Here is a 14,089-nt window from a genome sequence, read left to right on the forward strand (position 1 = left end):
CCGGGTCGTTCACAACAGAGTGAAGGAGAAAATCATGAAGATCCTCGACCTCCAGACCATGGAGCTGCCCCAGACCGAGGCGGCCCCGATCGACGACACCCTCGCCAGCACCAGCTCGCTGAGCGTCCTGAACTGCGGCACCAGCACGGTCAGCACGCTCCTCTGCCTCTGATCCGTACGCCGCCCGCCAGGGCGATCCGTACGGTGCCACCGGCCGGGTGATCCAGGGACACCTGGCCCACCCGGCCGGTAACCGGGCCGCAGCGGTTCACCGCTGCGGCCCGGCCCGTCTCCGTGTGCGGACCGCCCGCACCGGCCCCAGCAGAGAGGTACTCAGGTGGCAACCCAGCCCACCAACGCCGCCGAACCAGCGCCGCCAGCGGTCCGGCTGCGCCGCGAACTCGCCGCCCATCCTGCCCGGTTGGCCGGAGCCCTGCTGCTCGCCGTGGTCGCCACCGCGGCCGGACTCGCCCTCCCGCTGCTGGTCCAGAAGATCATCGGAGACTTCGCCACCCACCGCTCCCCCGCTCCCGGACTGCTGATGATGGGTGTGGCCGCCCTCGGCGGGGCACTGGCACAGGCCCTCGCCGGTTTCCAGCTCGCGCAGATCGGCGAGCGGATGACCTACCGCCTGCGGACCGCCCTCATGGCGCACGCACTGCGGCTGCCCCTTCCCGTGGTACGGGCCCAGGGCATCGGCGACCTCGCCGCCCGGGTCACCTCCGACGCCCAACTGCTGCGCCAGGTGGTGGAAGTGGCGACCCAGCTGCCGCTGGCCGCGCTCAGCGTAGCCGCGACCCTGGCCGTGATGGCGTGGATCGACTGGGTGCTCACGGTGGTCACCGTGGCCGCCCTCGCCGGCCTGACCGTCCTGGTGCTGCTGATCCTGCGCCGGATGCGAGCCAACGTCACCGGGCAGCAGGACGCCGTGGGACAGATCGCGCAACGCTTCACGGCCAACCTGGAGGCCCTCACCACCATCAAGGCGTACCAGGCCGAACCGATGGCCGACCGGAGCCTGGCCAAGGACGCCGAGCAACTGCTCGCGGTGTCGCTGACCGGAGCCAGGCTGGGCGCCCTGGTCCCCGCCGTCCTGACCCTCGGCAACCAGTTCGCGATGATCGCGGTGATCCTCACCGGCGGAGCCAGGCTCGCGGCGGGCGAGCTCCAGGTGGCGGCGTTCGCCGCGTTCCTGCTCTACCTGCTCCAGACCGTCCCCTCCGTGAACACGCTCGCCACCGGCCTCGGACGGCTCCAGGCGGGGCTGGCCGCCCGGGACCGCTGCAACGAACTGCTCGCGCTGCCGCCCGAGGCAGACCCGGACGACGCCGACCGGCCCACCCCCACGCCGGCCCCCGACGCCCCGGCGGTGGTCTTCCGCTCCGTGTCCTACACTCACGCGGGGTCGGACCAACCCGCGCTGCGCGCCGTCTCCTTCAGCGTTCCGCGGACCGGCCTCACCGCCGTGGTGGGCCCGTCGGGCGCAGGGAAGAGCACTGCCATCTCGCTGGTCGGCCGCTTCGTCCGCCCCTCCGGCGGCTCGGTCAGCGTCCTGGGCCACGATGTCCAGAGCTGGCCGCTCGACGCACTGCGCGCCCACATGGCCTACGTGGACCAGGCGTTCACCCTCGTCGAGGCCACCGCCCGGGAGAACCTCCAACTCGGTCGAGCACACCCGGCCGACGACCACGAACTGGCCGAAGCCCTGGCCGCCGTCGGCCTCACCGAGGACATCGCACGCCTCCCCCAGGGCCTCGACACCGTCCTGGGCCGCGAGTCGGACCTCTCCGGCGGCCAGCGCCAACGGATGGCACTGGCCCGGGCACTGCTCACCGATGCCGACCTCGTCCTGCTCGACGAGCCCACCAGCCAACTGGACGGCATCAACGAGCTGCGGCTCCGCGAGATCGTGGAGCGTCTCGCCGGTCACCGGGCCGTCGTGGTGATCGCCCACCGGCTCTCCACGGTCCAGCACGCCGACCACGTGATCATGATGAACCGCGGCACCATCGTCGACGCCGCAGACCACCCCACCCTGCTCACCCGCTGCGTTCCGTACCGCGAACTCGTGGCCAGCCAGGCCGGCTCGCCCCTCCTCGAGCGCCACTAGTGTCCTGCGCCGGAGATCCGTCGTTACTGTAACGGCAGGCGCCGCGGCCGTGGTTGGCCTTCTTCTTACGGCGAGCCTTCTTCTTACGGCGGGCCTTCTTCTTACGGGCGCGCTTGGACATGCCGTGCTCTCCTGGTGGTGCGGGTGGTCTCAGGTGTGGCTGACGAGCAGATCGGCCAGCTTGGCGATCCGCCGCTGCGAGCGGTCCTCGTGTACGGCGCTCGCGGCCGGGGCGATGTCCCCGCCGTCGTAGTACTCCCCGTTGGTCAGGCGGAAGTCGGGTAGGCAGAGCTTGACCACCGCGGCCGCGCCCTCGGCGGCGGGCGCGCCGACCCGACCGTAGAGCGGGAGCAGCGCGGTGTCGCACAGGCCGGGATTCACGCTGACCGAGGTGATGCCGGAGCCCTCCGGGGCCATGGCGCGGGCGGCCATGGCGAGGGCGAGCTGGGACTGGGCATGGGCGGCGACCCGGGAGTACTTCTTCACCCGGTTCGGGTCGTTCCAGTTCATCGAGGCGGTGCGGTGCAGCGAGGAGGAGACGTTGACGATCCGCGCGGTGCCCCCGGCCGCCGACAGCGGTGCACGCAGCAGCTTCGCGAGCAGGTGGGCGGCGAGGAAGTTGACCTGGAGCGAGGTCTCGTTGCCGTCCTCGGTGAGGATGCACCGCTCGGGGGCCACGGTGGCGGCGTTGTTGACCAGCAGGTCGAGCGCCGGGAAGGCCGCCACCACGGTGGCGGCGAGCACCGCCACCTCGCTCAGGCGGGTGAAGTCGGCAGCGAACATGTGGAGTTGGTCGCGGGTCGCGCCGGCCGCGACGAGCCGGTCGACGGCGCGCTCGCCCTCGTTGGCGGTGCGCGCGTGCACGATGACGGTGGCGCCGTGGGCGGCGAGCAGCCGGGCGCTCTCCCAGCCGATGCCGGAGGAGGCCCCGGTGACCAGGGCGGTACGGGTGGACAGCAGTGCGTCGGACATGACCCATCCAAGGGTGACCGGCAGCTCCGGGGGGCCGGCTGGCACGCCAAACGTGCCTACCAGGAGCCGGAGTTGCGAGAGGAGTGATACTGCGGAGTGCCCGCCGGGGCGACGTGGAGACGCTCCTGCTCGGGCGGGGAAGTGCGGCGCGGGCGGGCCGAAGCGGCCCGCCCGCGACACGTCCGGGAGGTGGTTCCGGGGAGGGAATCGCTACCGGGCGTCGGGGACCGCGACAACAGCCAGCGCCCGCGGATGCGGCGGGCGGTCGTGGTGGCGTGTCGAGCGGTTCATGACGCCCATTCAAATGCAGCCGAAGGCCACCGGCAATGACTTCCCGTCCGCTCTGACGGTTCCTTGATACCGCATCACCCAGGGGTGCTGTCCGTCCTGCTCGTCCGAGCGGCCGTCGTACTGACATCCGCGTGATGGTTCACCACCGACCCGGCCGGGTAGGACGTGAGCCGCCGCCGGACGGCCGTCAGGGCTGCGGAACGTCCGGGCCGCGTCGGTGCGCCAGCCTGGGCACGACGAGCACCCGGCAGGCGGAGCGCCGGACGCAGTGGGAGGCCACCGAGGGCCGCAGTCCCCATCGCAGCAGGCCCTCGGCCCCGGCGCCGACGACCAGCAGATCCTCGGGGCGGTCGGCCATCCGGACCAGGACCTCGCCCGCGTCGCCGCGCACGACGAAGGAGGAGAGCCGTGCGCGGGACAGCTCGGCGGGGACAGCCCCGTCGAGGGTGCCGCGCAGGCGCTCGGCAGCGGCGTCGAGGCCCACGTCGAGCGCCGAGAGGAGCGGGACGCCCCAGTGCCCTCGCCCGGTGACCGGTGGTGGCGACCAGGCGAGTACCACCACCAGCTCCACGCCAGTCCGGCCCGCCTCGGCGACGGCGCGGCGCAGGGCCGCCGTGCTCCCCGGTGATCCGCTGACCCCGACGACGACCCGGCTGCTCCGCGCTCTCCGGTGCCAGCCAGGTGGCATCCCCGTCATGTCCGTTCTCCACCTCTCCTCGGATGCGGCCCAGCCAAGGTGATGAAGTCACGGCAGGCGGCGCTGTTGACACTTTTCTGGCGGCCCGGCGGGGGATCTCGACGCTTCCCTGACGCCGGGCGGCGGCCGGCCGTCTTCGGCGCTGTGTCAGGGCGGCGTCAGGGACCGCCCTCCGGCAGTCAACGAGCCGTCAGGAACGGGCGCTCCCTGCCCCGCCGGGCCTAGCGTCGGAGTCGCCCTGACGGCGCCTCACGAAAGCGGTGTGCCATGGCAGTCCCCTCAGTCCTGCGCGTCCAGCCCGCTACGGCATCGGCCCGGCCTCACCGGCCGGTTTTGGAGCTGCTCGCCGCCGTCGTCCGGCGGATCGCCGACAGCCCGCTGGACAACACGGTCTGGCAGGCCCTCGGCGCCCCCGCCGCCGACCGGACCGCTCCGCCCCTCGCGCCGGGTCCGGCTGACCGACCGCCGACCACCCCGGTGCGACCGCCGAGTCCGTGACTTCGCCACCGCCGCACGAAGGAAGAGATGTCCCTGCACTACCCCCGGGTCCTTCGCATCCACTCGGCCGGGCCGACCACCCCCGGTATCACCGCCACAGCCGGACAACCGCCCGTGCCGGCGCGTCACCGTGACCACGGCATCGTGGTGAACGCCGAACAGCGCACGATCACCTCGGGCGGCCGCCCGCTCGCCCTCACCTTCATGGAGTTCGAGCTCCTCGCCCACCTGGTGGCCCACCCCCTGCGGGTCTACAGCCGCCACCAACTGCTGGCCACGGTCTGGAGCCAGGAGGCGATCGTCAGCGTCCGCACGGTCGACGTCCACGTCGCCAGGCTGCGCCGCAAGCTCGGCCCCGACCGCCGGGACCTGATCTCGACCGTCCGTCAGATCGGCTACCGCTTCGCCCCCCGGAACGCCCCACCTGCCACTACGCGCTGATCGGCCCCTCACCCCACCGGCCGTCCCGCATCGATCGAGAGGAACCCCCATGCACCGCCACACCCCGACAGCCGGCTTCTGCGTCCTCCTCTCCTGGATCTCCTTCGTCACCTTCTGGATCCACCAGGACCAGTAGGTGCACAACTCCGGGGCGCAGACAGGTGTGTACCGGCGGAGAGCACTTGTTCACTCTCCGGCCACGGGGCGTCGGCAGTCCGGGTGACGAACAGGCGGCGCCGTAGCCGCCCCACCAGGTGCAGCTCGCACGTTGGTCGGCCGGTTCGCCGTACGGGTCTACACTTGGCCAGGTTGTGAAGGCACCTCGTTCGGTGAGGCGTCGCCATGGACACAGGCCACTGACCCCACGACGTCGAGAGACGCCCAGGTTCAGGACAGGTCTCCCCGACTTAAGGGGTGATCCCAAGTGGCTGCACCTCCTCGGGTGCTACGCCGTGGCGTGCCAAAGCTCTGACGAGTTCAGGGGTGCCCACCCGCCTCGCAGGCAGCCTTACCCGCGACGGACGGGGAATCCTCCTGATGCCGCATTCCGGCGACGCCCCTGCGGGTGTCCCGACGGCGAGGAGGTGAGATCAGTGGACTGCAGTAGTCCGGGCCGAGATAGGCCCCGCCCCGAGATGATCTCGTCGACATTGGCCGCCCAACTCCCCATCGTCTGAGGACCACAGGGGTCAGGCAGCCAATCGGGTCACCGTGGCCCCGTCCACCGCCGCGTTCTCACAGTCGGCGTCGGCTTGGTCCACGCGGTCAACGTCCAGCGGTTCTTCCTGGACCCGCTGCCCACGGAGGACCAAGAGCGCTTCGTGCGGGACCTGCGACTGCTCAGCCACGCGGCCCGCGACGCCCTGCCCCGTCTCCCGTGAGCCGGTGGCATCGGGTATCGGACGGACCACGCGCGGTGGCGGGCACCCGTCGGACCGGCCAGTGTCGGTAGCGACTGCGGCCCGCATCCCGCAGCCCGAGTAGAAATATCTGAGAAGCAGTTACTGCCCAATCAGGTAAATCCTCCGCATCAGCGGCGCCGTACCGTCCGAGGAGAACCCCCGTGAGCAACCTCGACTTCACCGTCCTCGACCTGGACTTCCCCGCCGGGAGCAAGAACAAGACCGCCACCCTGGTCACCGGCGAGCGTGAGGCGCTGTTGGTGGACGCCGGCTTCACCCTCGCAGACGGCCACCGGTTGGCGGCTGCCGTGCTGGACTCCGGGAAGGAGCTGGCCACCGTCTTCGTCAGCCACGCCGACCCGGACTTCTACTTCGGCGCCGAAGTGATCGACGACGCCTTCCCGAACGCGCGGTTCGTGGCCACCCAGCTCGTCATCGAGCACATCCGGGACTCCTACGAGGGCAAGCTCAAGGCCTGGGAGTCACTGGGCGCGAACCTGCCCACCCGCCTGGTCGAGCTCTCCCCGCTGACCGGCGACCTGACGCTGGAAGGTCATCGCTTCGAACTCAAGGGCGGGGCAGCTCCACTGACCGACCGGCACTACCTGTGGCAGGCCGAGCACCGCGCGATCCTCGGCGGCGTACTGCTCTTCCAGCAGGAGCACGTATGGGTCGCCGACACCGCCACTCCCGAGCAGCGCGCCGCCTGGATCGCCCTGCTGGACGAGATGGCGGCCCTCGACCCGCGCCTGGTCGTTCCCGGCCACCGCCTGCCCGGCACCCCCACCGACGCCACCGCGATCGCGGGCACCCGCGAGTACCTCACCACCTTCGAGCAGGAGCTCGCGAACTCCGCCGACGGCGCCGCGCTGACCGACGCCCTGGTCAAGCGCTACCCCGACCACGGCATGCTGATCGCCGCACAGATCGGCGCCAAGGTCGCCAAGGGCGAGATGAAGTGGGGCTGACCATGACGAACGCCGACTTCACCAGCTCCACCGCCCCGGCCGACGTGGTCCGCCGCCAGTACCTCGCTTCCGCCGCGGGCGACCTGGAAGCCCTACGCGCCACCCTCGCCCCCGACGTGGAGTGGACCGAAATGGCCGGCTTCCCCCTGGCCGGCACCTACCGCACCCCCGACGGCGTCACCGCGGGCGTCATGGAACGCCTCGGCAAGGAGTGGGACGACTGGACCGCCCACGACGACACCTACGTCGTCGACGGCGAGAACGTCGTCGTCCTGGCCCGCTACACCGCCGCCAACAAGGCCACCGGCAAGCCCATCGACGTCCGCGTCGCCCACGCCTTCGTCGTCCGCGGCGGCCGCATCGTGCGCTTCGAACAGTTCGTCGACACCGCCAAGGTCCGCGACGCGACGGCCTGAACCAGCGCGCCACCACCAAGGCCGGGCGAACTTCCGCAGCCGGAAACGCGAACCAGGCCCCTGCACCAAGCTCGTCCGTGCAGGGGCCCGGCGTGCAGCTCGGAGCACGAAGCCCGTTCGGCCAGACAGCTGGGGTCCCCCGTTGTACGCACGGCGCCCGAAGCGAATCCCCCGGGGCGAACCGCAGGAACCCGGGCTGCACCAGCTGGCTGACCACCGTCTGCGGCGCCCAGCCCTGCCACGACGACCAGATCACGAACTCCCCGATCGCACTCCGAACAGCACATCAGGTCCCGGCATCCGCGCTTTCGGTCTCGTCATCGATCAGGCCGTAGGGCGGATGATCCTCACTGCGGCTGTAGCGGACCACGACGCAGTCCTCCACCACGAGCGGTGGGCTGTTGTCGGCCACGATGAGCTGTGCGCGGACGCCGCGATCGGCGAGCCAGGCAGCGAGGTGGTCATAGAAGTCGCTGATGCTCACAGCGTCGGCAATCACGGCGTCGAGTGTGCCACCATGGCCGAGGTTCTTCTGCGGACTGTCGATCATGAGGAAGCCGGGATGGGCTGCGCCGCTCTCGACCGCGATCTCAAAGACGGCCAGCTGCCAGGCCAGGGTCAGAAGCGTCCGGGCACCCGAGGATGCATCGTGGTAGGACTCGCCACGGACGAACGGGGTGAGGTCCTCCCTGATGCGCGGCAGGCTGACCTTCGGGTACTGCCACGCCCTGAGCAGTTCGCCGTAGCGGGCGCTGACACGGCGGATCACCGCGTCCCGGTCGCGAGTGGCGTCGCCGAGTTCGCTCAGTTCCTCCCGCACCAGAGTGAGCTGTCCTTCGAGGCGTGCCACCGCTGTAGCGCGCTTGGTGATGCCCTCCTGGAGCTTGGCGGTGCTGCGGGCCTGCTCGAGACGGCGCAGGGCCTGCTCGCGTTGGCGGTGCAGCTCGTCCCGGGCCGCGAGGTAGGTGGAGACGGCCGGGGCTGTTGCCTCATCAAGGGCGGCGGCGGCCCGTTCTTCCGCCAGGCGCGCTTTCTCCGCCTGCAGTTTCCCCCGCGAGAGCGAGGTGCCGAGGTCCTCGATGTAGGCGGTGATCTCCTTGAGCCGTGCCTTGGTGGCGCGGACCTCTGCGGCGACATCCAGCTGGCCCTCAGGGGGCGTGCTGAGCTGGGCTGCGTCGCCGAGGGTCAGGCTGCCGTCGGCGGGCTGCAGCTCGTGGGCGCAGAGGCTGCAGTGGCCGGCCACCGCAACGGGTGGAGCGGGCAGTCGGTTGAGGCAGGCCGGGCAGGTGGTGACGCGCAGGGGGTCGAAGAGCTGCTTCGCCTGGGCGAGCATGCCGAGCTTGAGGAGGTCGTCGGCGTACTGGGCGCGCAGCGGCATCATGCGGGTGAGCTGGGTCTCGTGGTCGCGCACTACTGCGGCGGTGCGGCGGGCTTGCGCGGCGGCTTCTTGGTGGCTGTGGCGCAGTCCGGCGGCGAAGTCGGTGGCGGCGCGGGCGTGCTGGTCGATCTGGGCCAGTTGGGCGGTGATATCCGCGAGTTCCTGCTCGGCGGAGTTGCTTGCAGGCGGGTCGGTGTCGAGGGCGCCAGGGTCCTGTTCGGCGACGAAGGCGCGGGCGGCGGACAGGTCGTTCTTGGCGTGGTTGCGGCGGGACTCGAGCGCTTGGATCCGATTGCCGAGTTCGACGGCGCGGTCGTCGTGGACGCCGAAGACGACGTCGACGACTTGGCGCAGCTTGTGCTTGCGCATGCGGTCGTTCTCGAAGAGGAAGTTCTTGTCGGCGACGCGTTCGTTGGGCAGGAAGGTGAGCCACATGAGGTCGCGGAAGCTGAGCGGATCGGTACGTGATTCGCTCTGGGTGGGGGCTTCGCGGAGCTGGACGCCTTCGAGCTTGCAGTGGCTCAGGAGCAGGCTGGAGAGGCTCTCCGGGGAGCCCGGAGGGTCCAGGTGCCGGGCTTCGGCGGGTGCGGGACTGGGGGCGTCGATGGTGCCGCCACGAATGTAGGCGATCTTGGAGGGTTCGCCGACCGATCGCTCGATGACGTACGGCTCGCCGGAGAGCTCGACTTCCAGGAGGCAGGAGCGGACCTTGCTGAGAATCTCCTGGTGCCTGGGGTGGCGCTTGGCGCCGAGGCCGTAGGCAATGAACTCCAGCACTGCGGTCTTGCCGGAGCTGAAGGCACCGGCCACCAGGGAGAGGTTGCGGACCTGGCCTTCGGTAGTGAAGTCGACGTCGTAGGTCCGGCCAACGCCGGCCAGGCGCAGCCGGCGGATGCGGATGCCCTGCGGGATCTGCACGGCGGTCACTCTCCCCTAGGGGTGTCAGTGAAGGGGGCCGGTCCGGTGCCCAGGATGCCGAGGAGTGCGGCGGCGGGTCCGTCGTGGCTGGCTGGGCGAAGCCACTGGGCGGTCTGTTCACGCAGTGCCTTGTCGCTGAGTCTGCGCAGGCGGCGCACGACGATGGCGGCTGCGGTGCTGAAGCTGGTCGCGTAGGTGGCGGTGAGGCGGGCACTCAACGTACGGCCGATGTCGGTGATCGCGTAATGGAGCGCCTTGTCGTGATTGCTGACCGCGCAGCAGTCGTACGCGACCAGCAGTGCGAGGTCGTGCTGGATGCGCTCGCGGCGGCTGGTGAACCGCTGCGACGAGGAGGCGTAGGCCAAGACCTGGGGGTCGAAGCCTGCCAGGCGCAGTCTCCCGGCGTCCCGGTCCTCGGAGGGGACGACGAGGAACGGGTTGGCCGAGAGGAAGTCGTAGTACCCGATGCGTTCCAGGCTGGCGCCGTACTGCTCGTGGCCACATACGGCGTCCAGGAGCAGGAGGAGCTGGGCGAGCCGGAACTGCACCTCGTCCTCGGGCATGACGACCGGGGGGCGGGTTTGCATGGACTTGCTCCTCTCGCGGGTCAGACGTCCTCGTGGGCGGTGGCGATCTCTCGCCAGTGCTTGACCCAGCCGGCCTTGCGGTTGTCGACGAGGCGGTGAACCAGCCCCCATGCGTGGACAACTTCCAGCCGAAGGACCTTGGGAAGGCGTTCGTGCTCGGCTCGCACGTCACGCCAGACCCTGCTGTGGAGGGCAGTGAGGACGCCCTCCGCGGTGCAGTCGTTGAAGTGCATCTCCCACAGTCCGTGCAGTGTCGCGTCGGTGGAGCTCAGGGCGGCGAGCTCGGCGGGAACCGCCTTGTGCGCGATCTCGCGGGCGACCAGGTCGGCGTTGAAGAACTGGCGCTTCGCGGAGTCGAGTTCGACATGGCCAGCCGCGGTCATCTGCCGGACGAACAGTGCTGCCTCGAGCTCGGTGGCTCTCTGCTCCTCGACTTCCAGCACAAGCCGCAACTGCTCGTGCCCCTGTTCCTGCTGCGGGACAGGGGTGAACGGCTCGTAGTACGCGCGCCGGACCGAGTCCCCCTCGGGAGAGTGCAGGGCGATCCTCAGCGCGGTCTCGTCCCACAGCTCGATGACGAGCCCGTAGTCCCTCTCCTGCTTCATCTTCCAGCTGTCCCACCACTTCGCCGTTGGCCCGTCCATGCTGGAGGGGATGCACAGCACCCACATCTCCACCGTGTGCCCCTGGGTCTTCGCGGCCTTGAGCGCGGAGGCGAACGACTCGCGGATCTTCTGCTGGTGGCCCGCCTCGGTGACCGGGTAGAAGTACTTCGACTGCCACACCGCGATCGCGCCGCCCAGGTTCCCCCCGAACGCGTCGATACCCCAGTCCCCGGGGTTGGCCGCGATCATGCGAACACCCGGTCTAGTGGCGGCCGCCAGCTCGGCGATCATCTTCTCGAAGTCTTCACGGGCGCCGCCCAGACCGCCGGTCCGGGCGTCGTGGACCTGAAAGCTGATCGGCGGAACCCCGGCTGCAACGGCTATCGCCTGATCAGGCACGGACACCCCCACGGTTGACCAATCGACCACGGAAGCCGACAGTGCGCGCCGAGCAACGCACGGTGAGGATCGTGATCGTATCGTCCGGGATTCAACTGATCAAGAGTCCTTCACAACTCGCTCCCGCTCTTCGTCAGCAGGCACTGTTGATGCCCAGGTCAGCGGCGATGTCCTTGTAGGTCGCCCCGGGCGTGGACTCGTACAGGGCCACGGAATCGGCCCTGAACTCGTCCGAGTAGTCCTTCATCGCCATCGGCGGTGTCCTCGCTCCGGATCAAGCAGATCCAGTATCAGCGTGTCCACCGCTCAGGGCGAAGGCCCGCGTGCCCAACCGTCCCGGCTGCCTCGACCACCGCCTGGCCGACGAAGCACCCGCCACCGTCCGGCCCTGACCGACCATCAGGCCGCCCGGCCGACCCGGCGGACGACCACCAGCAGTCACCGAAACCAGAGCGCCCTGCAGCGCCCCGAACGGACGGACCGGGCCCGGGATACCGGCCCGGATTGGTCCACCGGAAGGCGAAACCAGTGCCCGGAACGCCGTGAGGTCACGGGACAGAACCAAAGCCCGGGGGCCGCTCGCAGTTCCGTCACACCCGCTATGTCACGCAACTACCCGGCCCAGGCGGCCAGAGCGGCTGGAACCGGGGACCAGGCGGGCGGCTCGGACGGCCAGGGCTGAGCCGGACCGAAGGGCGGAGAGCGGGGGCGGAGCAGCAGCCCCCGGGAGCCAGCGGGCAGCCTGGCGGCCCGACAGCCGCAGGACCGGCGGGGCGAGCGGACCGAGGGCGGAGACCGGAACGGGCCGGGCCCGGCGGGCGAGCGGACCCGGCACGACGGACAGGACGGGACAGCGGGCAGGTGGACGACCCGGCGCCCGCTCCCCACCAAGCAGTCCACCCCGCCCCAACGGGGCAGGCCAGTCCCACCACGGACGGCGGACCAACCGGCCCTGACTCCCACCGGGCAGTCCACGTGGCCACCGGCGTTCCTTCTCCGCCCAACGTCCTGCCCGGCGCGGCGATGACGGCCAAGGCTGTGATTGCCTACGCGGCGAACCGCAGTGCGCGGGTGGGGCCGTCAACGACGTGATGGGCGTCGGCTCGGTTGAGTGCGGTGGAGAGTGCCTTGACGGCTTCGTCGGCGGAGTCCTTGAGGAGGTGTCCGTAGAGGTTGATGGTGATGGCGATGGCGGAGTGGCGCATCGTCTTGGAGACGACGGCAACGGGGATGTCTTCGGCGATCATGATGCTGGCGGCGGTGTGGCGCAGGTCGTGCAGGCCGATCTTGGGGAGGCCGGCCTCGGTGGTGCGCTTGCGGAGCTGGTCGAGGACCCACTGCGGGCGCAGGGGCGAGCCGTCCGGCTTGGCGAAGACCAGCCCTTCGAGCCGGCCGTCGGGGTGGGCGGCCATCTGGAGGGCGGCCTGGCGATGAAGGGCGGTCATGACTCTGGAGGAGAGGCTGATCCAGGCCTGACTGGCCTCGGTCTTGGGCTCGCGGAAGAGAATGTCGTTGTTGTTGACGGCGGCAAGGGTCCAGCGGACGTAGAGCTGGCGGTCCATGAGGTGAACGTCGGACCAGTGCAGGCCCAGGACTTCGCCGCGGCGCATGCCGGTGCCGAGCATGACCTCGAACAGGTCGCTGAGCCGGTCGGCGTAGTGTGCGACGTTGTGGCGCAGGAACGCGGCGGCCTCGTCGGGGGTCCAGCACACCCGCTCCTCGGCGCGGGGCCTGGTGGGGACGGAGTGCTTGGCGGGGTTGTAGCGCAGCCGCCACGAGCGCACCGCGTGGTTCAGCGCGTTGCGCAGGGTCGAGACGGCCCGGTAGACGGTCACGCGCCCTCGGCCGGCTGCGAGTTGGTCGGTGATCCAGTCGTCGATGTGCTTGGGGCGAAGGTCCGGAAGGCGGCGGTGGCCGAAGGCGGGGATCAGGTCGCGCTCCACGCAGGCCTGATAGCCCGCGAACGTGTTCGGGGCGAGATTCGGCTCCCTGGTGGTCAGCCACTCCCGCAGGAAGCTCGCGACGGTGGTGCGGCGGTCCTCGTAGACACCGCGCAGCTCACCGTCGAGTACCGCCTTCATCTCCCGGGCCGCCTCGGCCCGGGAGATGAAACCGCCCCGACGGCGAGTGCGGCGCATTCCGTCCTCAGGAGCCAGGTCGACGGCGTAGGTCCACGTCCCGTGCCCCGCGTCCTCCAGCAGCCGCACGCACCATGCACCGAGCTGCTTCCCGTCGGCGCCCTTGCAGCCGCACCGCCGGTAGACCCTGCCCCGCTTCATACGCTGCCCCATGTACGCCTCCATCTCGGACCGGTGATTGCGGGACCAAGATTCGCCCGACGGGCGGGTGCGGCGGCAGAGCGTGCAGGGCAGTGCGCGAGGCACGCCGGGGCTGACCAGCGACGACACGCTCAGAACGACACGCCGCCCGGATGATCACCCCGTGCGACCGGTGGGTAGTCGGCCCCTGATCTGCGACCCGCACCGCCCCGGTAGGGTGACGCCGTCGGGGGATCCTCTGGGACCACGACTACACCTACTGAAGGCTCGTCAGATCATCGTCGCTGGCAGTGACTGCGGGCGCTGGGGGTCAAGGGGTCGCAGGTTCAAATCCTGTCGTCCCGACCGGCATTTATGCAGGTCGGAGGCCACTCTTATCGAAATGATGAGAGTGGCCTTTTCCATTGGTGGTCGCAATGTGGTCGTGAACGCTCGTTCACACCACCTCGTCGGGGGCATCTCCGCAGCTCTAGCCCCTTCCATGCGGTTGTGACGGGTCGTCAGTCCGCCTATCTGGGAATCCGCGTGCCGTCGGCTGCGGGCGGGTCGCGTCCGCGATGCCGAAGTGGGCTGGATTTTCGGGAAGCGGGCATGCCGAAGGAACCTGCGGCGTCATCTGCTTCGATTT

14 protein-coding genes and 1 riboswitch are annotated in these 14,089 nt (G+C 70.2%); of the genes, 7 read left to right on the plus strand and 7 right to left on the minus strand.

All coding sequences use genetic code 11. The features are described 5' to 3' along the window. Positions 1-34 precede the first annotated feature (34 nt). Together ACKUU6_RS07065 and ACKUU6_RS07070 are read left to right on the plus strand one after the other, a co-directional pair. Positions 35-172 carry a SapB/AmfS family lanthipeptide gene (locus ACKUU6_RS07065; RefSeq protein WP_407987600.1) on the plus strand — a complete coding sequence of 46 codons (138 nt, stop codon included), beginning with the start codon at positions 35-37 and terminating at the stop codon, positions 170-172. A 165-nt stretch (positions 173-337) separates the two neighbouring features. Continuing rightward, positions 338-2,110, plus strand: a complete 1,773-nt coding sequence (locus ACKUU6_RS07070; protein WP_407987601.1) for an ABC transporter ATP-binding protein — start codon at positions 338-340, stop codon at positions 2,108-2,110. A gap of 150 nt (positions 2,111-2,260) precedes the next feature. Here the strand turns inward: ACKUU6_RS07070 and ACKUU6_RS07075 are convergent, their stop codons facing one another. After that, on the minus strand, positions 2,261-3,082 hold the full coding sequence (locus ACKUU6_RS07075; protein ID WP_407987602.1) for an SDR family NAD(P)-dependent oxidoreductase: 822 nt from the start codon (positions 3,080-3,082) through the stop codon (positions 2,261-2,263). Between the two features lie 478 nt (positions 3,083-3,560). Beyond that, positions 3,561-4,070: a universal stress protein gene (locus ACKUU6_RS07080; RefSeq protein ID WP_407987603.1), complete on the minus strand. Its 510-nt coding sequence runs from the start codon at positions 4,068-4,070 to the stop codon at positions 3,561-3,563. A gap of 267 nt (positions 4,071-4,337) precedes the next feature. Between ACKUU6_RS07080 and ACKUU6_RS07085 the strand changes: the two genes are divergently transcribed. The 5 genes from ACKUU6_RS07085 to ACKUU6_RS07105 all read left to right on the plus strand — a co-directional run bounded on the left by ACKUU6_RS07085 (position 4,338) and on the right by ACKUU6_RS07105 (position 7,295). Continuing rightward, on the plus strand, positions 4,338-4,568 hold the full coding sequence (locus ACKUU6_RS07085; RefSeq protein WP_407987604.1) for a hypothetical protein: 231 nt from the start codon (positions 4,338-4,340) through the stop codon (positions 4,566-4,568). A gap of 114 nt (positions 4,569-4,682) precedes the next feature. Beyond that, complete coding sequence (locus ACKUU6_RS07090) at positions 4,683-5,009, plus strand: winged helix-turn-helix domain-containing protein (protein ID WP_407987605.1); 327 nt, start codon at positions 4,683-4,685, stop codon at positions 5,007-5,009. Between the two features lie 314 nt (positions 5,010-5,323). Further along, a riboswitch (M-box (ykoK) riboswitch) is annotated at positions 5,324-5,499 on the plus strand. 262 nt (positions 5,500-5,761) lie between these two features. Next, entirely contained in the window at positions 5,762-5,890 is a 129-nt protein-coding gene (locus ACKUU6_RS07095) for a hypothetical protein (protein ID WP_407987606.1), read from the plus strand. A gap of 182 nt (positions 5,891-6,072) precedes the next feature. Beyond that, on the plus strand, positions 6,073-6,879 hold the full coding sequence (locus ACKUU6_RS07100) for an MBL fold metallo-hydrolase (RefSeq protein WP_407987607.1): 807 nt from the start codon (positions 6,073-6,075) through the stop codon (positions 6,877-6,879). 2 nt (positions 6,880-6,881) lie between these two features. Further along, positions 6,882-7,295 (plus strand): nuclear transport factor 2 family protein, encoded by a 414-nt coding sequence (locus tag ACKUU6_RS07105; protein WP_407987608.1) that lies wholly within the window; start codon positions 6,882-6,884, stop codon positions 7,293-7,295. Between the two features lie 286 nt (positions 7,296-7,581). Here the strand turns inward: ACKUU6_RS07105 and ACKUU6_RS07110 are convergent, their stop codons facing one another. From ACKUU6_RS07110 to ACKUU6_RS07130, 5 genes are all read right to left on the minus strand, one after another. Beyond that, on the minus strand, positions 7,582-9,591 hold the full coding sequence (locus ACKUU6_RS07110; RefSeq protein ID WP_407987609.1) for a DNA recombination protein RecN: 2,010 nt from the start codon (positions 9,589-9,591) through the stop codon (positions 7,582-7,584). A gap of 5 nt (positions 9,592-9,596) precedes the next feature. Beyond that, positions 9,597-10,178, minus strand: a complete 582-nt coding sequence (locus tag ACKUU6_RS07115; RefSeq protein WP_407987610.1) for an ABC-three component system middle component 2 — start codon at positions 10,176-10,178, stop codon at positions 9,597-9,599. Between the two features lie 20 nt (positions 10,179-10,198). Further along, entirely contained in the window at positions 10,199-11,182 is a 984-nt protein-coding gene (locus ACKUU6_RS07120; protein WP_407987611.1) for a serine/threonine protein kinase, read from the minus strand. Positions 11,183-11,315: 133 nt separating this feature from the next. Then, on the minus strand, positions 11,316-11,435 hold the full coding sequence (locus ACKUU6_RS07125; RefSeq protein ID WP_407987612.1) for a transposase: 120 nt from the start codon (positions 11,433-11,435) through the stop codon (positions 11,316-11,318). Between the two features lie 793 nt (positions 11,436-12,228). Next, complete coding sequence (locus ACKUU6_RS07130) at positions 12,229-13,473, minus strand: tyrosine-type recombinase/integrase (protein ID WP_407987613.1); 1,245 nt, start codon at positions 13,471-13,473, stop codon at positions 12,229-12,231. Positions 13,474-14,089: the final 616 nt, after the last annotated feature.

The organism is Kitasatospora sp. CMC57, assembly GCF_045866025.2.
Taxonomy (GTDB): Bacteria; Actinomycetota; Actinomycetes; order Streptomycetales; family Streptomycetaceae; genus Kitasatospora.